The sequence below is a fragment of the Archangium sp. genome, assembly GCF_036388035.1.
Taxonomy (GTDB): Bacteria; Myxococcota; Myxococcia; order Myxococcales; family Myxococcaceae; genus Archangium.
In genome coordinates this window covers 1-20006 of record NZ_DASVSO010000803.1, presented here as the reverse complement: position 1 = coordinate 20006, position 20006 = coordinate 1, and the positions used below count along the sequence as shown (strand labels likewise).

The following is a 20006-nucleotide window of genomic DNA, read 5'->3' as shown; positions in this document are numbered from 1 at the left end:
GAGATAGTACGGCCAGAACTCGGAGTAGGTCTGGATGCGCTCGGACATGGGGAGATTGTGCGACTGGATCCTCCCCCCCCGTCAACCGTCCGTCACACCTCTTTGGCGACCCGGTGTCATTCGTCCTAGGGTTGAGGGCCTCCCGGAAGACGGACCGTGAACGACTGGACGCCCAAGCCCAACCCCTCCGCCCGGCTGGAAAGGCTTCCCCTGACCCCGGAGGAGGGCTTCGTCCTGTCGCGACTGGACGGCGCCACGGCCGTGCGGCACCTGCCCGCGCTCACCGGGCTGCCTGCCGAGCGCATCCACGCCATCCTGGCGCGCCTCGTCTCGCAGGGCGCCGTGCTGCCCGGCCCCACCGCCGCGCCCGCGCCACAGCCGCCTCCCACCCGGGCCCGGGCCGACGCGCCCCCTGACGAACCCTCGGCCAGACACGAGGAGCCCCTCGCCCCCGAGGAGGACGAGGCGCCCGAGGACGCCACGGTGGAGATCGCCGCGGGCAACTGGCGGCAGCTCTTCGAGCGGCGGCTCCACCCGCTCCCGGAGGACGAGCGTGCCAGCCGGGCCCGCGCCGCCGAGGACCCGGAGCTGTCCGCCTTCTGCTTCGACCCGGTGCCGGCGGTCATCAAGTCCGTGCTGGAGAACATGCGCGTGGGACTGGGGCACGCGCGGCTCATCGCGCGCCACCACCACAGCCCGGTGGGCCTGGAGGCCCTCTGCGGGCGAGCGGCCTTCACGCAGGACGCCGGGGTGCGCCGCTGGCTGGTGCGCAACCCGCAGCTCCCCTCGGGGCTCTTCCGCCGCCTGTGGTCGGGGCGCCGCCTGATGGAGCAGTACAAGGTGGCGATGGATCGGGACGTGCCCGAGGGCACGCGCCGCACCGCGCGCGAGGTGATGCGCACCCGCTTCAACACCGCGCCCGCCGAGGAGCGTGTGGAGCTCATCCTCAACACCGAGGGCCGGGTGCTGGCCTCGCTGGTGGGGCTGGCGGTGGACGGCAAGACGGCGGCACTGCTGTGCGGGCGCACCTTCCGCTCGCCGATGCTCATCCAGAACATCGCGCGCTGGAGCGCGGCCCCGCCGGCCCTCATCGCCCACCTGCTCAAGCAGGAGGCCGTCCGGAGGCAGCCGCAGCTGCGCCTGCTCCTCCAGCGCCACCCCAATGCACCCGCCGACGCGCGTCGCGGCGGGTAGGTCAGCGCGCATCTCCATGCGGTGGCCCCCGTGTTACCGTGAGGCCTTCAGGAGAAGGGGGGCTCCATGGCGGAGCGGGTCTTGCTGGTGCTGCTCACCGTGGAGGTGGGCTGCCCCCATGCATGGGGCCGGCAGGGCACCATCGAGGAAGCACTGGAGCGCGACATGGACGCGTACTACTCGATGAAGGACTGTGCGCTCGACGATGAAGCCTGGAAGGACGCATGCATGGACTTCCACCAGAAGAAGAGCGACCCCGAAGCACAAAGAAACTGTCCGCCCGAATGCCGCCCGCCTTGACCATGAACTGGGGAGCCGCATGAGCTGGCGCCCCCTCCTGGCCGCCATACTCGGCGTGCTCCTGACAGTGCCGCTGGCGTGGATGTTCTACGTTGCCACGTCCGGTCCGGGTGTGAACAAGCCGCACGACCAGGACAAGACTCCCGTCCCCATGCTCTCCCCCGAGGAGCGACGGAGCCTGCTCACCTACGGGCATCGCTGCCAGACAGATAGCGACTGCGATCCGCCCCTGCGGTGCTTCTTCAGCACCCACACGATGAGCCGCTACTGCTCGGACAGCAGATGCGTGACGGACATGCAGTGCAAGGAGGGATTCGTCTGCCGCACCCAGACCACCACCTCGAACAGAGACCCGATTCACGTCTGCTCGTTGGTGGGCGTGCGCAAGGAGGGCGAGGAGTGCATGGCACACGCGTCCACGAACGATTACGCCTGCGAGCAGGGCCTGCTCTGTCACAGCCGATGTGGCCGCCCATGTGAGCTGGGGGACCCCTCCTCATGTCCCGAGGGTTTCTTCTGCCATGAGGGCTCGGATGATGGCCCCTCTTGCCTGCCCACCTGCGAGGGCCGCACCTGCGCGGACGGCCAGCGGTGCGTCGCCTTGGACAGACCCGCACTCGAAGGCAGGCACGCCTCCATCTGCGCCACGGTGTATGGCCAGGACTGCAAACAGAACCCCTGCGCCCAGGGCCAGCGCTGCCGCCTCTACGCCTACCCACGACCCGCGGATGCCGTGTGGATGGAGTGCCTCGCGTCCTGCGGCGAGGGCGCACCTCCCTGTCCCGAGGGCACCGTCTGCCACATGTACCAATGCCAGACGTCCTGCGCTCCCGAGGATCCTTCCTCCTGTGCCCCGGGCTTCGTCTGTCACCGCAAGGCCGCCAAGGAGCCCTGGCGGTGTGTGCCGGCGCCCCGTGCCTCCCGTGAGCCCTCGCCGTAGGCCCTACTCGAAGATGCGGCCCTCGAGTGCCTCGATGGAGGCGCGGATCTCCGGGGGCACGGGCACCTTCTCGTAGCTGGGGTAGCGAATCGTCACGAGCACGGCGCCACCGCGCGCGTAGCGCACGCCGCTCCGTGCATCCTCCACCGCGTACTCCATGGCGAGGCTGGAGGTGCCGATGCGCGTGACGCGCGCGCCCACCACGACGTCCGCCGGGAAGACGACGGCGCGCAGGAAGTCCGCGTTCGTCGCGGCGACGATGGGCCCCACTCCGCCCTCGGGCTTCTGCATCTCGGTGCTCACCAGCCCCACGCGGGCCATGTAGGCGATGCGGGCCGCCTCGAACCAGGTGAAGTAGCGCGCGTTGTTCACGTGGCCGTACGCGTCCATCTCGCCCCAATGGATGGGGAAGCGTACGGTGATGGGGAAGTCGTTCATGGCCGTGTCATGCACCATGACGGCCCCCGCGGGGCAATCGGAATCGTCCGTCCGGGCGACACGGAGACCTCCTCACGGTCGACACGGCCGCCGCTCCGCCCGAGCCCGGAAACCCGCCGCGTCTGGCTTCGGCTGCTCGCGGATGGGAGGAACGGGAGTGGGAGGGCTCGTCGGGCCGCTCGCCCGTGGGTCTCTCGTCCGGAGAGGGACGCGACGGGTTGCTTCCCGGTCGGGGAGTTGACCGGAGCGCGGGGCTGGGGGACCGTTCACGAAGTGACACCGCCCGAGCCTGGCACCGCGAAGCAGCAACCGTCCGCGGAGCTCCCCGCCCCCGAAGAGACGTCCCGCGACTTCACCCTCCACGAGGTCGGAGCCAGCGAGTCCGGCACCGCGACGCGACCCGAGCAGCACGCGGACATGGTGCGCTGGCTCCACCCGGCCATGCTCATCCGCACTGGCCTGGATGCGCTGGTGGCCGCCGTGTTCGGCGCTCGCGCGGACCACCGCCTCATCGAGGCCGTGGTGCGCCCGCAGCCGCCCTACTTCGACTACTCGGACGAGACGCCCGAGGCGGACTTCTGGCTGGACTACGTGGCGGACACCGGTGATGGGTGGAACTCCACGTACGCGGTGGCGCGGACGCTGGCGCTGCCCTCGCTGGAGGTGGAGGACCCGCGGGGCGACACGCACGCCCTGGAGCGCGGGCGCATCCTCGTGCTGGGCGGGGACCAGGTGTACCCGGGCGCCAGCCGCGAGACGTACGAGGAGCGCCTGGTGCTTCCCTACGAGGAGGCGCTGGGGCGCACCCAGGACCCCAGCCCGGACCTGTTCGCCATTCCCGGCAACCACGACTGGTACGACGGGCTGGCCGCCTTCATGCGGCTGTTCTGCGCCAACCGCTGGCTGGCCGGGCGCCGCACGCGGCAGAGCCGCAGCTACTTCGCCCTCAAGCTGCCGCGCGGCTGGTGGTTGATCGGCACGGACGTGCAGCTCGAGAACGACATCGACGTGCCCCAGGTGGAGTACTTCCGCCAGGTGGCCACGCACATGAAGCCGGAGGATCGCGTCATCCTCTGCAACGCGGAGCCGGCGTGGATTCTGGCGGCCACCACGCAGCGCCGCCGCGGCTACCTGGAGAACAACCTCGAGTACCTCCAGGAGAAGGTGTTCGGCCGGCGCATCAGCCTCTTCCTCGCGGGGGATCTGCACCACTACCGGCGGCACGAGGGCCCCGACGGCCGGCACAAAATCACCGCGGGCGGCGGCGGGGCCTTCCTCCACCCCACCCACGCCCCGGCCGCGCCCCGGCTGCGCGACGGCTACCTGCTGAAGAAGAGCTTCCCGGACGAGAAGACGTCCCGGAAGCTGGCGCGCCAGAACCTCTTCCTCATCCGCCACAGTCCCCTCTTCGGCCTGCTGACGGGCACGCTCTACGTGCTGCTCGCGCTGGTGACGTACACCGAGATCGGCACCTACGGGGTGACACGCTTCTTCGATGCGCTCCGAGAGGTGGCGTCCTCGGTGGCGGGCCGCCCCTGGTCGCCGGTGCTGGGGCTGGCCACCATCGGCGGGCTCATCGGGCTGGCGGACAAGGCCTTTGGGAAGTGGCGGGTGCTGGCCGGCACGCTGCATGGCCTCGCGCACATCCTCGCCGCGTTCTTCGTGGCCTGGGGCTCCATCTACTTCATCGTCAGTGGGCTGGGCATCTGTCCGGAGCTGCTGCCCGGCACCGCGCCCCTGTGCGCCGCCGGGTGGACGCACCTGTGGGGCAAGTTCATCCTCTCCGGCCTCATCAACTTCCTGGGCGGCTTCCTCGTGGGGCCCTTCATCATGGGCCTGTACCTCACCGTGAGCGTCAACCGCTTCGGGGCCCACTCCAACGAGGCCTTCATCTCGCTGGCGGTGCCGGACTGGAAGAACTTCCTGCGGCTGCGCATCGACAAGGACGGGCAGCTCACCGTGTTCCCCGTGGGCCTCGAGCGCGTGCCGCGCAAGTGGAAGGAGACGGGCGCCAGTCCCTACGGGCCCGCCTACGAGCCCGACGATCCGAAGGCCACCGAGCCCGTCCTCATCGAGCCGCCGGTGCGCGTCACGCCTCGCGGCTGAGGCTCACTCCCACAGCGGCGCGGAGCACTCGCCGCACTGGCGCTGCGCGAGGTCCAACCCCTCGAGCGCCTCGGCGAGCACCTCGCACGGGCGCCGGCCATGCACGGCCACCCGCCCGTAGAGCTCGCCAAACCGGCTCGCCACCGCCAGCATCGCCGTGCCGGGCACGCACCCGAACGCCTCCGCGAGCCGCCACGTCACCGCTCCCTCGGGGTCTCGCAGCGCGCCCGGCAGCGGGGGCTCTCCGCCCCGGCCGGGCATCATCACCGTGAAGAGCGCGACCTCGTCCCGGTGCCATGCTGGCACGTGCGCCAGCAGCTCGCGGTGGAGTCCCTGACAGGCATCGCAGTTGGCATGCAGCAGCGCCACCAGCATCTCCCGCCGCTGCCACGCATCGCGCGTGCCGCGCCGGGGGCCCTCCTCGGCCTCGAGCTGGAACAGGGGGATGTCTCGTCGCAGCGGCATGGGCCACCTCCTCTCCTTCGATAACACCCGGACAGGCGCCAAACCCCTACACCGGCTCCACCACGAAACATGGGGACCGTGTTTCAGTAAATTGGGCGCGCGACCCCCTTTTGTGTAAAATTATGGCATGACTGGCGCCTCCTGCTCCGTGCAGCCTCGACTTGCCCTCGCCTTCCTGCTGGCCGCGTGTGCCGCCCTGGGCGGTACCGGGTGCGCCACCACCTCCCGCGCGAGCAGCTCCAGCCTCTCCGCCGCCGAGCCCGTGGCCGCACCCGCCCCGGCCCCCGCGGTCGAGCCCGCGCCGGCTCCGGCCCCCGTCGCCAAGGCCGAGCGCCCCAAGGCGACGAAGCGCGTCGCCAAACCGGCTCCGGCGCCCGCCCCGGCCCCCGAGGTGAAGCCGCAGGTGTCGGCGAGGACGCCCGAGCCGAGGAGGCCCCAGCCGGACGACGCGAGCGCGATCCTCGGCCCCGTGGCGTCGGAGCCCGTGCCCTTCGAGCCCTCGGGCATGACGCGTCCCCAGCGGGTCGCCGGGAGGGATCCCCAGCTCACCCCCGAGGCCCGCGCCGAGCGCGTGCGGGGCACGGCCCTGGTGCGCTGCGTGGTGCTGCGAGACGGAGGGGTGAAGGGCTGCAAGCTGCTCAACGGCCTGCCCTACATGGAGCAGGAGCTGCTCGAGGCCGTGTCGAGCTGGCGCGTCACCCCCGTCACCGCGCAGGGCCGGCCGCTCGACGTGGAGTACACCTTCGTCGTCCGCATCCCGTCGAGCTGAGCGGCGCCCGCGCGCTCGCGTTGAACCCGTCCCATGTCCAAGGGTTCCATCTGTGGTGGGAAGGCCGCGTGGGATGACCCGGCCAGACGCTCGTGCGACTCGGACAGGAGCGGTGGGTGCGTCTGGTGATGCCCAGGCCCGGCGCCCCGGTGGAGCCGTCCCGGGTGGAGACCGTGGCCGCCCGCGAGTTGGAGAGCCCCCGGCGGGCGTCACCCGGACATCCGCGCCTTCGTGACGGACTCGCGGTGACGCAGCCGCGACTTCAGCCACTCCACCAGGGCCGCCGCCCGCTTCTCGTCCTTCCAGTCGACGATGGCCTCGCTCCGGCGCCCCAGCTCATTGGCGGCGGTGACCACGACGGTGGGGCGCCACGTCGTCACGGTGTCCCCGTCGCTGTCCTTCGAGGTGTGCGTCTCGACGGAGACGGAGTGCACCTGGCTCCACGGCACGTCGAGCCGCTCCGTCCGGTCGGGCCCCACCGGCAACGAGAGCCGCCGGGTCCCCTCGTCGAGAATCAGGTCGTGATCGCCCGCGTCCAGCTTCGCGCCATGCTTCCGCCCGAAGAACACGCCGGTGGCGATGAGCAGGCCCCACGTCACCAGCATGGTGGGCAGCGACGGATCAAAGCCCGTCGGAATGCCCACGACGAAGATGGCCAGGAAGCTGGCGACTCCAAAGGCCACGAATCCGGCGGCCACCGCGCCCGTCCGCTCCAGCCGCACGTGTACGCGGTCGCCGCGCCGGAAGGCCCCCACCTCGTCCTCATCCTTCCTCCTGCCGAGCAGCACCCCGTACCACCCCCCGAGCATCACGAGGTTGAACGGGCTCATGAACAGCAGGAAGAAGAGCTCATAGCCCCGCACGCCGGTCTCGAGGACGGCCTCCTCCGGCGCCTCCGGGCTGTGGAACACGGGGACGGTGGCTCCCTCGTGAAAGCGCTCCTTCAGGGCCCTCGCCGGGGCCTTGTTCGAGGAGCTCGACTGCGAATAGCGGTAGCGGGTGCCCTCATACGCACGCCCGTCGACCTCATAGGCGTAACGCACCACGAAGCCGTAGGTGGTCCCGTCACTGTCGGTCTTCTCCGACACCTCGCTGTACGTGATGGTGCCCGTCGTGCGGGAGTACGACAGCGCCTGGAGCTGGCCCACGATGCCGCGCAGGATGAACCCGTCGAACAGCAGCGTCACGGCCGACCAGAAGAGGACGAAGAGTAGGGGCATGCGGCTCACGGTGTTCATGGCCCCATCCTATTCCGGGTGGAGGACGCCCAGGCCTCCAGCCTCCGGCCATTTTTCCAGTCCCACCAGAAATCGCGGGAATCGAGAGGCCGCACGCAACCGCTTCAGGGTCGCGCCGATAATCTGAATATTCGTCGCACTTTTTAAGAACCTCCAATCCCCGCCCCGACCGAGGGAGACCGTCATGAGCCTGATCGACCGCGCCCGTAACACCGTCCGCCGCACCATCAAGCAGGTGAAGCAGGAGCCCAAGAAGGCCCTCGAGACGGCCAAGAAGGGCTACGACACCTTCAAGAAGGTGAAGTCGGCCGTGACGGATGGGTTCGACAACGCCAGGAGCGTGAGGACCAACGGCTTCAAGGCGACGTGGAAGGCCAACGCCGACAAGGTGGTGTCCAAGGCCACCAACCCCAAGGACAAGCTCAACCTGATGGGCAAGCTGGGGAAGCTGGGCGGCGCCATCGGCACCGTGACGAGCGCGGTGAAGCTGCCGCGCCAGATTGGCACCGCGGCCAAGGACGTGCGCAACGCCATCCGCAGCGGCAGCCGCGAGGACTGGGACAAGGCCGTCGGCTCCGTCGCCACCGCCGGCAAGGGCGCCGTCAGCACGGTGAAGGGTGGGCTGGAGATCGCCCGTGACGTGCAGAAGTTCGGCAGCGCCTACCGCGCGGCGAACAAAGCCTTCCGCGCCGCGGTGCCGGGTGCCGGGCCCAAGCTGGCCCGCTCCGTCGCCGGCACCGCCGCGAAGCTGGCCTTCGAGGGCGCCGGCCGCACGGCGCTGCGCTCGGGCGTGCGCGCCACCGTGGACACCGCCGTCCGCCAGAGCGGCACGACCGTGAGGGCGCTCGCGGGCACCGCGTCGCGCTCCGCCGCTCGCGCCGCGCTGAACGAGGGAGGCAAGGCCGCCGCCCGTGGCGCCGCCACCGCCGCCGCTCGCGCCGCCGCGGGCCCGCTGGCCAAGGCCGCCGGCCGCTTCGCCCCGGGCGCCAACATCGCCATCGCCGCCTTCGACGTGGCCAGCGCCTACTCCACCGTGCGCGACCCCAACGCCAGCACCGGCAAGAAGGTCACCAGCGTCATCACCGCCGTGGGCTCGGTGGCCGCCGCCACCAACATCCCGGTCGTCAGCCAGATTGGCGCCGGCGTCTCCGCCGTCTCCAGCTTCGTCGGCGGCTTCTTCAAGTAGGCTGTTGCCCGGCTCCCCCGGTACTGCCACCGGGGCCCTTTTCTGGTAGGGACCGTTGGGACGCTCTCGCTTCAATCCCGTCTGGGACTACGGTCGCTATCTACCAGGAGGACCTCCGGTGGCCAGCAGTGACAAGAAGGCACCCTCGAAGAAGCCCGCTGGCGCCACGGCGCCCACCCCGGCCACCCCACCCTCGGCGGTGGCCCCGGTGGAGCAGCTCGTCCAGCGGCTGCCCATCACCACGGGCCTCAACGCCCGCCCCCACCTGCCGGACGTGACGGCCCCCTCGCTGGAAGGCCTGGAGGTCACCGTCCCCGCGGGAGAGGATCTCACCGAGGACGACCTGCTGGAGCGCTTCCACGAGCTGGCGCGCGCCCAGGCCGAGGTGCGCGAGCGCGCGGAGGGCGAGCCGCTCTCCCTGGGTGACGAGGTGCGGCTCGACATCCTGGGCTACGCCAACGGCCGCCTCATCCCCTTCAGCACGCGCCTGGGCCATTGGATGGAGCTGGCCCCGCAGGAGATGCTGCCCGGCTTCGCGGAGGTCATCGCCGAGGCCAGCGTGGGCGACAGCATCCAGGTCGGCATCACCCTGCCGGACAACTACCCCGTCGAGTCGCTGCGCGGCATGCCCGCGCGCTTCCTGGTGGACGTGCGCGCCGCCCGCGAGGTGCGGATGCCGGACACCGAGTCCGACGCCTTCCTGAGCACGCTGGGCCGCGGCGCCACCCATGACGAGGTCGTTGCCTCCATCGTGGACGAGCTGGAAGGCGAGCGGGCCGACCTGCTCTGGGTGGACGCGCAGAACCTGGTGCTGGACGCGGTGGTGGCCCGCACCGACGTGAAGGTGCCCGAGGCGCTCATCCAGGAGGAGATCCGCCGCCGCTGGAGCCAGATGGAGGGCGAGGCGCTGGCGCTCAAGAACTTCAGCCTGGAGGAGCAGCAGGAGGCGCTCGACGGGTGGCTGCACCACCCGGGCATCCGCGACGATGTGGAGCGGCGCCTGAAGATCGCCCTGGTGCTGCGCGCCATCGCCGCCCGGGACAAGCTGCAGCTGACCTCGGGCAAGGTGCGGGAGCTGCTGGAGGTGCGCTCGGCCCCCTTCGGCATCACCCCGCAGCAGCTGAGTGAGTCGCTGGCGGACCCCACCACCTCCGCGCAGATGACGGACGTGGCCTGGCACCTGCTCGCGGTGGAGCACGTGATGAGCCAGGCGAAGGTGCGCTTCGAGGGCGCCGACGCCTCATAGTCCCCACGCCCTCGGGCGGCGCCCTCACTCGTCCGTGAGTGCCTCCCGCAGGGCCGGGTCGAGACCGGCTCCCGCGAGAAGCACCTCCGCATGGCCGGTGCGTCCATGGGCCGCCGCCTCGCGCTGGTGGAAGGCCGCCAGCGTGGGGCCCACGGCCTGGGCTCCGCCGAACTGGAAGCCAACCTGGGTCCGGTAGCAGGTGCAGCCCACCACCTTGCGCCGCAGCTCGGCCGACACGTCCACCACCACCGGTCTCAGGTCCCCGGGCAGCGTCGGATCCGGCCGGGCCTCGGGTTGGCGCACGGCATAGGGCGTGTCGCGGTACCACAAGACGCGGGAGTCCCACGCTCCCAGCGAAGGCAGCAGCCGTACCACCTGCACGTGGTCCACATGGCTGCCCAGCGCCTGCGGAGCCAGCACGAGGTCCGGCCGCAGCTCATTCATCAGCGGGGCGAGCCGCTCCACCACCGCCGCGCCGATGCGATCGTCCTCGCGAGGCGGAGTGAAGAGGGCCGCCGCGCTGTCGTAGCCGCGGTGCGGCGCCTCCGGCAGATCGGCCCACACCAGCGAGTCCACCTCCATCAGCGCCGCGAAGTCGCGATCCTCCTCGCGGCGCATCGCCATGTAGTCCACCTCCGGGTGGATGCCCTTGTCCGTCTGGCAGGCGAGCGCGAAGCCCGTGGGTTGGGGCACCGAGCGGGTGAAGACGGTGACGAGGGCCACCTTCCACCCCCGTGCCTTCAACCGGGCCAGGGTGCCACCGCAGGAGAAGGCGACGTCGTCCAGGTGAGGCGAGAGGAAGAGGGCGGTGCTCATAGCAGGTGCGGAGCGCTCCGGAAGCGGCAGGAAGTATCAGCGGTGTCCACGGTGGTGCCCGGGTCGTACAGCCGCGTCCAGCCCGTGTCCGGGCCGGTGCCGGTGAGCTGGCCGTACACCTGCTGGATGCGTCGACCCACCGCCTGCCACGAGTACAGCTCCCGGACCTCGGCCAGGGCCGTGCGCGCGAGGCGGCGGCGCAGCTCCGGATCGTCCAGCATCCGGGCGATGGCCTCGGCCAGCGCGTGGGCCTCCTGGGGCGGCACCAGCAGCGCGTCGCGCCCGTCCTCCAGGCAGTCCACCACGCCCACCGCCCGCGTGGAGACGATGGGCAGGCCGGTGGCCATGGCCTCCAGCAGCGTGTTGGAGAAGCCCTCCGAGTACGTGGGTGAGACGAAGATGTCCCCCCGTCGGTACACGGCGGGCGCGTTCTCGTAGGAGGCATGGCCGGTGAGCTCGACGCGGTCGCCCAGCCCCAGCTCGGCCACCCGGCCGCGTACGGCTTCCAGGTCCGGGCCGATGCCGGACACCACCAGCTTCAGCTCGCGGCCGCCGCGCACGAGCATCCGCACCGCCTCCAGCAGCTCCATCACGCCTTTCCGCGCGTCCACGCGGCCGTGGTAGAGCAGCACCGGCGGAGTCCCCACCGCGCCCAGCGCGTGCTCGTCGCGCGGGTGGAAGCGCCGCGTGTCGGTGGCACCGGGCACGAGGGTGAAGCGCTCCAGGGGCGTCCCGTGGTGGCCCCGCACCTCCTCGGCGAAGGAGCGGCTGCCGATGAGCAGCGCTCCGGCATGGCCCAGCACCGCCAGCATGGCCTGCTTGTGCGTCCCACAGCAGGTGCCCACCCAGTGGCCATCACCACCCTGGATGGACACCACGTTGGGCAGCCCGAGCCGCCGGCTCGCCTCCAGCGCGGCCAGTCCGCACGGGTAGCCGTACTGCGCGTGGATGAGGTCGAAGGGCCGTCGCCGGTGCTCGCGCTCCACGGTGGCCACCATGTCCTCGACGTCCTGCTCGAAGCTGGCTGGCAGGCCGTCGCCGACGCGCTGCTCGCCCAGGGACTCGCGGCCCAGCACCGTGACACCGGGAACGTGCGGTGGAGGCCCGCCGCCATACACCGAGACACCCGCCCGGTCGTTTCGGTACTGGCTCACCATCGTCACGTCATGGCCGCAGTCCGCCAGCTCCCGCACCAGGTTGAGGGCGTAGACGCTCATCCCCGAGATGGCCGGGAAGAAGCGCCGGGAGATGAAGCAGACCCGCAGGGAGTTCTTGCCGCTCATGCCGCCACCTCCGCATCCGAGGGCATGTGGGCCCGCAGCCACTCGCGGGCCTGGGGAACCATGGTGTGCGCGCGGTGCGAGTCGCGCGACAGCTCGACACACACCAGCCGCTCATAGCGGCTCTCCACCAGCGCCCGGAGCACCGAGGACACGTCCAGGTCCCCCTCGCCGAAGGGCAGGTGCTCGTGCACGCCGCGCTTCATGTCCTCGAGCGCCACCGTGCCCAGCACCGGCGCCAGCTCGCGCACCGCGTCCGCCGGCACCCGCTCCTGCGTCACCAGCAGGTGGCCCACGTCCAGCGCCAGCCGGATGGGGGCCGCGCCGAGCCGTGCCACCTCCGCCTGGAGGCGGCGCCACTCGTCCACCGTCTCCACCCGCATGCCCGGCTCCGGCTCCACCGCCGCCACCACGCCGCGCGAGGCCGCGTAGTCGGACAGCCGGGCCACGCCATCCACCAACCAGCGCCAGGCCTCCTCCGAGTCCACCCCGGGCCGGGGCACTCCGGCCCAGAAGGACACCGCCTCGCCCCGGCAGGTGGCGCAGATGTCCACCGCCCTGCGCAGGAAGTCGAGCCGGCGCTCACGCCCTTCCGGCTCCGGGCTGATCAGCGTGGGCTCGTGCTTGGCCCGTGGCTCCAGCAGGAAGCGCGCGCCCGTCTCCACCACCAGCCCCAGGCCGAGCCGCTCCAACAGGCTCGCCAGCATCCCGGCGCGGTGCTGCAGCCGGGGCGCGAAGGGATCGAAGTGGTGGTGATCCAACGTGAGGGCGACGCCGTCGTAGCCGCTGTCGGCGATGAGCCCCAGCGCGTCCTGGAAGCGGTGGTTGGCGACACCGTTGGTGTTGTAGGCGAAACGCAGGCTCATGAGAGACCTCCGCCGAAGCGACGGCCATGCAGCACCTGCTGCACGCTGTGGCGACCCGGCTCGCGGTAGAGCGAGTAGAGGCGGCCCACGCGCTGCTCGGCCAGGCGGACGTTGAACCAGGCCGGTCCTCCCAGCCGCTCCTCGGCGGCGGGCGTCAGGCGCACGGGCCGGGCGCCCTCCGGCGGCGTGCCGAGCCCCGCCAGTGGCTCCCCGCGGGCCATCAGCCGGGCCACGTTCCGCTCGCCGAGGCGGTAGTACGTCATCGTCTCCACCTCCAGGCCGGGCACCAGCACCTTGACCACGTGGATGGAGTGGTCCGGGGGAGACATGTCGGCCACGAGGATGTCGAAGCCCGCGGCGTGCAGCTGCTCCACCACCTGCTGGCAGCGGACCGACGGATCCTCCGCGACCTGGACGCGGGGGAGCTCGGCGAAGCGCACCTTGCGCTTGCAGGCGAGCGTGCTGGCCGTCAGCGTGCGCAGCGCGTCCGTGGGCATGCGGGCCCACTCGACCATGCCGTGCAGGGCCCGCTCCTCCTCCCGGTCCACGTTCACCTGCGGGAGGAACTGCTCCAGGTAGCCGGGCGGGGCGACGCGGGCCACGTGCTCCAGCGGCCCGTGCATGAAGGCCTTGCGCGCGCGCGAGCCGGCGTACTCCAGCAGGGCCTTGCGCAGGGCGCGCTCCCGGTCCGGATCGGCCGCCTCGCCGCAGGCCGTCACCATCAGGGGCTGATCGCCCACGTGGGGATCCCTCGCCACCACGTACAGGTTCACCAGGCCGAACTCGGTGGTGGCCAGCTTGGGAATCACCTCGATGCCGAGCTGGCGGTAGCGCTCCAGCAGGGCCCGGACGTCGGGGGACAGCTCCGCCCCCTCCAGGTCGAGCACGACGCCCTGGTCCATGGCGCGGAAGCACAGGCCATTGCCATCGCGCTGGAGCAGCTCCAGCAGGGCGTGGGCCATCGCCTGATGGCGGGTGAGCCCGGCGCCCTGTCCGTTGGTGATGGGGAGGATGAGCGGCGAGCGGCCGTGGAGCTGGCTGGGATGGATGGCGACGTACTCCTCCGGCACCAGCACGGGCTCGCCAGTGGACAGCCGCCGCACCTCCACCCAGGTGAGCAGCATGTCCGGGTGGTAGGGACTGCCGGCCGGCAGGCTCAGCGTGAGCGGATCCGCCACGCCCGACGCCCCGCGTGCGCACACCAGCTCGGTGTAGCTGCCGTGGAAGCGCGGCAGGGAGGTGAGGGCCTTCTCGGCGAAGACCTCCTCGGCCAGCTCGCCGATGGCGCTCACCATTCCCTCCTCCTCGGTGGCGCCGTATCCGTGGGAGGTGATCCACGGCCCGCCCCGCATGCGCAGGCTGGAGGCCACCACCGGGATGCCGACGCGATCAATGGCATCGTCGCGGAACAGCAGCAGCTCTCCGGGCGGCATGGCCCGGGCATAGGCGTCTCGTGCTGCTTTCAGGCTCATGACAGCTCCTCCATGGGAATGGGCCGGGTGTGAGGCATGCCGGCGAGCAATCGGTCGAACAGGGCCAGCGCGTGGGCGCGGGTGACGCCGCGGGCGAACTCGAAGGGAGTGAAGACGTTCTCGAAGGGCAGCCGCTCGAGCACCGAGCGGTAGCGGCGCAGCTCGCCATGGCTCAGCGGAATGGCGGCGTGGAAGCCCTTGTGGCTCGAGAGCGCCACCGGCCGGCCCCGAGCGTCCAGCTCCACCTTGAGGACGTCTCCGCAGAAGAGCGAGCGCGTGCGCGCGTCGTACAGCACGCACTGGCCCTCGTAGTGGCCGCCCACGCAGTGCAGCGTGAGCCCGGGGGCCAGCTCGTGCTCGTCATCCACGGGCCAGCGCACCTGGAAGGCCTTGGTGTAGGGCACCGCGTCGCGGTGGAGCACCAGCAGCGGATCGAACCGCTCCTGCAACTGCCACAGCGCACCGAAGCCATGAGGGTGCGAGGCGGACAGCACCTGGAGGCCCCCCAGCGAGGCGAGGTGCTCCAGCGCTCGCCGCGAGTACCAAGGGGCGCCCTCGAAGGCCACGTTGCCCTCGGGCCGCCGCAGCAGCCAGCCGGTACCGCCCAGCCCGAAGCGCGGAGTGCAGTGGAAGCCGAGCACTCCCGGCAGCGCCTCGTACCAGGAGGTCTCCAGCGACTCGGACACCTGGGCGGCGGAGTGGAACTCCCACCCGTTCTCGGGCAGGGCGTTGCGCACGTCCATGCAGATGGGACAGTGCGGAGGGCGCTCGTGGGAGAACCACGGCTGCCAGGAGCCGCAGTTGCAGCAGGCGTAGCGGCTCAACGGCATGGCGCGTCCTCCCAGGAGCGGGGCTCGCACGCCTGACTCAGCAGGGTGAGCAGCCGCACGTCCCGCTCGGGCGCGAAGGGATAGGGGCGGCCTTCCAGCAGGCAGGAGGAGAAGGCCTCCACCTGGTGGAGGAAGGGACTGCGATCCTCCTCCGGGGAGATGGGCACCCCCGTCTCCACGCCGGTGGCCGCGTCCGTGAGCGTCAGCGTGCCCCCGGGAGTCTGGCCCATCGTCTTGTAGGCCAGCGCACGGGCCCGGGTGCCAATCAGCTCCAGGGTGCGGCGCGGGTAGTTGTCCGGGCAGTTGTAGGCCACCTGGAGCAGGCCCAGGGTGCCGCTGCGGAACTTCCCCATGAGGATGGCGCCGTCATCCACCGGGTAGTCATGGACGCGCCGCTGCATCAAGGCCGTGAGGGACGTCCACTCGTCGTCCAGCAGCACCTCCAGCAGATCGATTCCATGCGGTGCCAGGTCGATCATCGCGCCGCCCCCCGCCTGGTGCGGATCAATGCGCCAGTTGCGCGGCGCCCAGTCGCGAGGCAGCCAGCAGGCGTAGTGGATGCGCGCCTGGGTGACCGTGCCGAGCACGCCCTCGCGCACCAGGGTGCGCAGCTTGCGGTGGGCGGCATGGTGGCGCTGGTCGAAGGCGGTGGCGTACTGGACGCCCGCGCGCCGACACACCTCCACCATGCGAGCGCCCTCCTCGGGGCGGATGGCCATGGGCTTCTCACACAGCACGTGCTTGCCCGCGGCGGCGCAGGCCACCGTCACCGCCTCATGCACGTGGTTGGGCGTGGCCACGTAGACGGCCTCCACCTCCGGGTGGGCCAGCAGCTCCTCCAACCGCGTGAAGCGAGCCGCACCGTCCCCGGGCATTCGCGCCAGGGACTCCGGATCCGGATCGCACAGGGCCACAAGCCGGGCATTGCCCGCTTCCAACACGGCCGGCGCCACGTAGTCGCGGGCCACCCAGCCACAGCCCACGATGGCCCATCCGAGCCGCCGCGAGCGCGGAAACGCACGTTCCATGAGCACACCTCTTCCAATCAGGGCTGGAGGCCCGCGGCGCGCAGCACCGCGTTCTCGTAGGACTGCATGGGCCCGTCGTGGACCAGCTCCAATTCCTCCAGGACCTGACGGAGGGTGAAGCGGGCGGCGCGGGCGTGGAAGTCCATCTCCAGCACCCGGTCCAACACGTCGGCGGCGTGGAAGGCGCGGGCCTCCGGCGTGTCGGTGCGTGGCAGCACACGCCGGGCCTCGCGAATGCGAGCGACCGCTCCGGCTGGCAGCGTGGCCAACACCTCCTCGGTGAGCCGCTCCACCATGGGCCCCACCGCATCTCCCAGCAGCACATCTCCGGCGTAGCCGGCGTCCGGCAGCACCACGTTGAAGAGGTGGTGGCTCAACCCGGCCACGAAGGGCAGGGCCGGTCCGGCACCCAAGAGGGGGGCCACGAGCACCGCCCCGACGGCGACGGCGTAGCAGTGGTCCGCGTGGCTCTCCGCGGGCTCCAGCATGATGCGGGGACGGCCGGGGAGCGTGGCCCCGGCGCGTGGCTGGCGCACCAGCCGCTCCACGAAGGGCGGTGGCGCGTGGCCCTCGGTGCCGAGCGGCTCGGCGAGCGCGGCGTGCAGCCGCTCCCGGAGGCCCGGCTCCAGGGGACCGGCCGCCGCCTCCAGCGCGCGGTGGAGGAGCTCCAACGCGCGAGGAGGTGGAAGACCGGCCCGGTGCAGCACCTCGGCGTCGATGCCTCCGAGCCGCACCGCGACCAGGGCGAGCGCCGTCTCGCGCAGCGCCAGGGCCTCCGGATCGGCGCCCGCGACGAGCGCCGCCCAGGCCCGCCGGAACCCTCGTGCCGCCAGGCCCTCCGGGTGGTCGGGGGTGCGGACCCGCTTGAGGTCGATCAACTCCCCCAGCAGCGGGCGCAGTGTGGCCAGACGGTCCGGGACCGCGGCCGTGTCCGAAACGGAGGCATTCATCGGCTAGCCCCGGAGCAGCTCGTTGCCGACGACGGGCCGGACACCCCCGGCGGACAGCCATTTCATCAGGCGCCGTTGCTGCTCGGGCATGGCGTGCTCGGGCGTGCGGCCGTCCGGCGTCATGGGCGCCTTGAAGAAGCAACCCAGCGACTCGATCACCCCGCCCTCACCGCGGCGCTTGGCCAGGTCCAGCGTGCGCGCCAGCTCCACCACCAGGGGTGCGGCCAGGATGGAGTCCTTGCACAGGAAGTTGATCTTGAGCTGCATGGGCTGGCCGAGGAAGCCGAGGACGTCGATGTTGTCCCAGGCCTCCTTGTTGTCGCCGCGCGGCCGGTAGTACTGGATCTGCACGATGTGATCCTGGACCTTGTAGCCGAGGATGCTGTCCAGCACGGCACCCTTGGTGTCGAGCTTCGAGGCCTTCGAGGCTGGATCATTGAGGGCCTCGCCATCCCGGTTGCCCAGGATGTTGGTGGAGTACCAGCCGTCCACGCGCAGCGCGCGATCCCTCAGGGCCGGGGCGAGCACCGTCTTGAGCAGCGTCTGGCCCGTCTTCCCATCCTTGCCCGCGACGGGCGCGCCCTTGCGCCGGGCCAGCTCCAGCAGCGCCGGCACGTCGGCGGCGACGCTCGGCGTGAAGTTGGCGAAGGGGATGCCTCGCGAGACGGCCGCGTAGGCGTAGATCATCGCCGGGCTGATCTCCGGATCATTGGCGTCGATCGCCGCCTCGAAGCTCTCCGGCGTGGCGAACTGGGGCAGGGCCGTGTTCACCGGACGCTCGGTCGAGGCGCAGTTGATCATCACCAGCCGATCCACCTGCTGCTCGCGCTGGAAGCGCTCCAGGTCCTGGTGGATGGCCTCCACCTGGGCGCGCAGGCCACTCATCTTCTTGTTGGATGAGCCCACCACGTTGCGACAGAAGTTCCTGTTGGACACCGCGGGCCAGGGCCGCAGCTTCGCCAGCACGGGCTCCACCGCCTGGAGCTGGCTCTCGGTCAGCACACCATGGGTGCGCGCCGCCTTGGCCAGGTCATCATCATACAAATCCCAGCCCCCGAAGGTGAGGGAGCCATAGTCCACCAGTCCCGCGCCCTTCACCCCGGCCAGTGGCAGGCCCGTGGTGTCCACCACGCCCCGCTTGAGCAGCTCCATCCCCGCGATAGCAGTGGTCGCCACGGCCCCACCCATCCCCACGACCGCAATCCCCAGACGATCCCCATGCATGCCTGATGACTCCCCTCGTATGTCACCACGTGTCGGGCTCGCGCTCTCCTCGGAACAACCGAGGTTTCTCGCCTCGAGAAAGGGAGGTGCTCGTCGCGTGATTCCGCGGCAGGTCCCTCACGAACCCGCGCAATGAATCATCATGGGACGAAGGCTATACAAGTCAGAAAAGCCCGAATGTCCCGAAGGGCAGCCCGACGTCCGTGAATGACAAAGAGCCCGCCGCGAGCTTGGTTTCGCGACGGGCTCCGAGAAGTCGAGAGGAATTGAAAGGACTAGAGCAGGCGGGTCTTCCACCGTCCGCGCCGGAAGAAGACGGCGCTCAGCGTGCCGAGCGCGCAGTAGCCCAGAGCAATGGCGAGGAAGATGCCCGAGGGGCCGAGCCCCAGCGTCCTGGACAGGAGGTAGGCCAGGGGCAGCTGCAGCGTCCAGGAGCAAAGCAGGTTGATGACGGTGGGCGTGGTGGTGTCCCCCGCGCCATTGAAGGCATGCGGGAGGACCGTCCCAAAGGCGTAGAAGATCATGCTGCAGCTCACGATGCGCAGGCAGCGCGTGGCGTGAAGGACGACCTCGGCCTCCGAGGTGAAGGCCCGCACGAGCGGCTCGGCGAACACCAGGAAGCCCAGGGCCATCGCGCCGAGCAGGAACAGCGTATGGAAGCTGGCCCGCCAGGCCGCGCGCTCGGCCCGCTCTGGATCCCTCGCCCCCAGACTCTGGCCCACCAGGGTGCCGGCGGCGTGGCTCATGCCCCACGCGGGCTGCTGGGCGAAGAGGAGGATGCGCATGGCGATGGTGTAGCCGGCCATCGCCGCGCTGCCGAAGCTGGAGACGAGGCGCATGAGCACCAGCCAGCTGGACATCATCAGCAGGGACTGGACAAGGGCGCTGCCCGACAGCCGCAGCAGGGCGAGCAGGGTGCGGGGCTCCAGTCGCAGGTGCCGCCGCCGGATGACGAGCCGCCCGCGACCGCGCAGCAGCCCGTGGAGCTGGTAGAGCACCCCCACCGAGCGCCCCAGGGTGGTGGCCACCGCCGCGCCGAGCACGCCCAGCTCGGGAAAGGGACCCACGCCGAAGATGAGACAGGGGGCGAGCACGATGTTGAGGGCGTTGGCCAGCCACAGCGCGCGCATGGAGGTGGCCGCGTCTCCCGCGCCTCGGAGGATGGCGCTGATGAGGAACAGCAGCGTGAGCACGAGGGTGCTGCCCAGCATCACCCGCGTGTAGGACGCGCCGTGCTCCACCACCCAGGGCGAGGCGCCCAGGGCCGAGAGCAGCGGGCGCGCGAACAGGATGCCGCCCACCGCCACGGGCAGCGCCAGCAACAGGCCGAGCCACAGCGCCTGCATGGCGGCGCTCGCCGCGCGCTCCGGATCCTTCTCCCCGATGCGTCGGGCCACCAGGGCCGTGGCGCCGATGGACAGGCCCATGGGCAGCGTCTGGACGAAGGTGAGCATGGACTCCGTCATGCCCACGGTGGCCACGGCCTCCGCGCCCAGCCGCGAGACGAAGAAGACGTCCACCAGGGCGAAGATGGACTCCATCACCATCTCCAGCACCATGGGCACCGACAGCATCAGGAAGGCGCGATCCACCGAGCCGGCGGTGAGATCATGGTGGGTGCCGCGCACGGCGTCCCACAGCACGGGAAACCAGCCCTT

19 protein-coding genes are annotated in these 20006 nt (G+C 71.0%); 7 read left to right on the top strand and 12 right to left on the bottom strand.

The genetic code is table 11. The features are described 5' to 3' along the window. The first annotated feature begins 156 nt into the window (after window positions 1-156). The 3 genes from VF697_RS33100 (at window position 157) to VF697_RS33090 (ending at window position 2434) form a co-directional block, all read left to right on the top strand. Window positions 157-1194 (top strand): hypothetical protein, encoded by a 1038-nt coding sequence (locus VF697_RS33100; RefSeq protein ID WP_331101271.1) that lies wholly within the window; start codon window positions 157-159, stop codon window positions 1192-1194. Between the two features lie 66 nt (window positions 1195-1260). Then, window positions 1261-1494, top strand: coding sequence for a hypothetical protein (locus VF697_RS33095; RefSeq protein ID WP_331101269.1), 234 nt, complete (start codon window positions 1261-1263; stop codon window positions 1492-1494). 19 nt (window positions 1495-1513) lie between these two features. Further along, on the top strand, window positions 1514-2434 hold the full coding sequence (locus VF697_RS33090) for a hypothetical protein (RefSeq protein ID WP_331101267.1): 921 nt from the start codon (window positions 1514-1516) through the stop codon (window positions 2432-2434). A 3-nt stretch (window positions 2435-2437) separates the two neighbouring features. Here VF697_RS33090 and VF697_RS33085 read toward each other — a convergent pair whose 3' ends face one another. Then, entirely contained in the window at window positions 2438-2890 is a 453-nt protein-coding gene (locus VF697_RS33085; RefSeq protein ID WP_331101265.1) for a thioesterase family protein, read from the bottom strand. Window positions 2891-3289: 399 nt separating this feature from the next. On the opposite strand from VF697_RS33085, the gene VF697_RS33080 reads away from it, so the two are divergent. Then, window positions 3290-4978, top strand: a complete 1689-nt coding sequence (locus VF697_RS33080) for a metallophosphoesterase (protein WP_331101273.1) — start codon at window positions 3290-3292, stop codon at window positions 4976-4978. A gap of 3 nt (window positions 4979-4981) precedes the next feature. Here the strand turns inward: VF697_RS33080 and VF697_RS33075 are convergent, their stop codons facing one another. After that, on the bottom strand, window positions 4982-5443 hold the full coding sequence (locus VF697_RS33075; protein WP_331101263.1) for a hypothetical protein: 462 nt from the start codon (window positions 5441-5443) through the stop codon (window positions 4982-4984). Between the two features lie 127 nt (window positions 5444-5570). Here VF697_RS33075 and VF697_RS33070 point away from each other — a divergent pair, with 127 nt between their 5' ends. Further along, window positions 5571-6212, top strand: coding sequence for an energy transducer TonB (locus VF697_RS33070; RefSeq protein ID WP_331101261.1), 642 nt, complete (start codon window positions 5571-5573; stop codon window positions 6210-6212). A gap of 209 nt (window positions 6213-6421) precedes the next feature. On the opposite strand, the gene VF697_RS33065 is transcribed toward VF697_RS33070, so the two are convergent. Continuing rightward, the gene (locus VF697_RS33065; RefSeq protein WP_331101259.1) at window positions 6422-7450 is read right to left on the bottom strand and encodes a DUF3592 domain-containing protein; all 1029 of its coding nucleotides are present in this window, start codon (window positions 7448-7450) and stop codon (window positions 6422-6424) included. Window positions 7451-7634: 184 nt separating this feature from the next. Between VF697_RS33065 and VF697_RS33060 the strand changes: the two genes are divergently transcribed. Both VF697_RS33060 and VF697_RS33055 read left to right on the top strand, forming a co-directional pair. After that, window positions 7635-8636: a hypothetical protein gene (locus VF697_RS33060; protein ID WP_331101257.1), complete on the top strand. Its 1002-nt coding sequence runs from the start codon at window positions 7635-7637 to the stop codon at window positions 8634-8636. Window positions 8637-8754: 118 nt separating this feature from the next. Next, window positions 8755-9882: a peptidylprolyl isomerase gene (locus tag VF697_RS33055; protein WP_331101255.1), complete on the top strand. Its 1128-nt coding sequence runs from the start codon at window positions 8755-8757 to the stop codon at window positions 9880-9882. A gap of 24 nt (window positions 9883-9906) precedes the next feature. On the opposite strand, the gene VF697_RS33050 is transcribed toward VF697_RS33055, so the two are convergent. The 9 genes from VF697_RS33050 to VF697_RS33010 form a co-directional block, all read right to left on the bottom strand. Next, window positions 9907-10698, bottom strand: coding sequence for a PIG-L family deacetylase (locus tag VF697_RS33050; RefSeq protein ID WP_331101253.1), 792 nt, complete (start codon window positions 10696-10698; stop codon window positions 9907-9909). Next, window positions 10695-11981, bottom strand: coding sequence for a glycosyltransferase family 4 protein (locus VF697_RS33045; protein WP_331101251.1), 1287 nt, complete (start codon window positions 11979-11981; stop codon window positions 10695-10697). Before VF697_RS33045 ends, VF697_RS33050 begins: the two co-directional genes overlap by 4 nt. Continuing rightward, window positions 11978-12844 carry a sugar phosphate isomerase/epimerase family protein gene (locus VF697_RS33040; RefSeq protein WP_331101250.1) on the bottom strand — a complete coding sequence of 289 codons (867 nt, stop codon included), beginning with the start codon at window positions 12842-12844 and terminating at the stop codon, window positions 11978-11980. Before VF697_RS33040 ends, VF697_RS33045 begins: the two co-directional genes overlap by 4 nt. Next, a complete protein-coding gene (locus tag VF697_RS33035; protein WP_331101248.1) occupies window positions 12841-14316 on the bottom strand; it encodes a YcaO-like family protein in 1476 nt (491 codons plus the stop codon). The genes VF697_RS33040 and VF697_RS33035 overlap by 4 nt, the downstream gene beginning before the upstream one ends. Beyond that, window positions 14313-15146, bottom strand: coding sequence for a hypothetical protein (locus VF697_RS33030; protein ID WP_331101246.1), 834 nt, complete (start codon window positions 15144-15146; stop codon window positions 14313-14315). Before VF697_RS33030 ends, VF697_RS33035 begins: the two co-directional genes overlap by 4 nt. Then, complete coding sequence (locus VF697_RS33025; protein ID WP_331101244.1) at window positions 15137-16174, bottom strand: Gfo/Idh/MocA family oxidoreductase; 1038 nt, start codon at window positions 16172-16174, stop codon at window positions 15137-15139. Before VF697_RS33025 ends, VF697_RS33030 begins: the two co-directional genes overlap by 10 nt. A 17-nt stretch (window positions 16175-16191) precedes the next feature. Beyond that, window positions 16192-17124, bottom strand: coding sequence for a hypothetical protein (locus VF697_RS33020; protein WP_331101242.1), 933 nt, complete (start codon window positions 17122-17124; stop codon window positions 16192-16194). A gap of 3 nt (window positions 17125-17127) precedes the next feature. Next, window positions 17128-18300 carry an inositol-3-phosphate synthase gene (locus VF697_RS33015; RefSeq protein ID WP_331101240.1) on the bottom strand — a complete coding sequence of 391 codons (1173 nt, stop codon included), beginning with the start codon at window positions 18298-18300 and terminating at the stop codon, window positions 17128-17130. A 323-nt stretch (window positions 18301-18623) separates the two neighbouring features. After that, window positions 18624-20006: MATE family efflux transporter (locus tag VF697_RS33010; protein WP_331101238.1), on the bottom strand; the 1383-nt coding region annotated here is incomplete at its 5' end.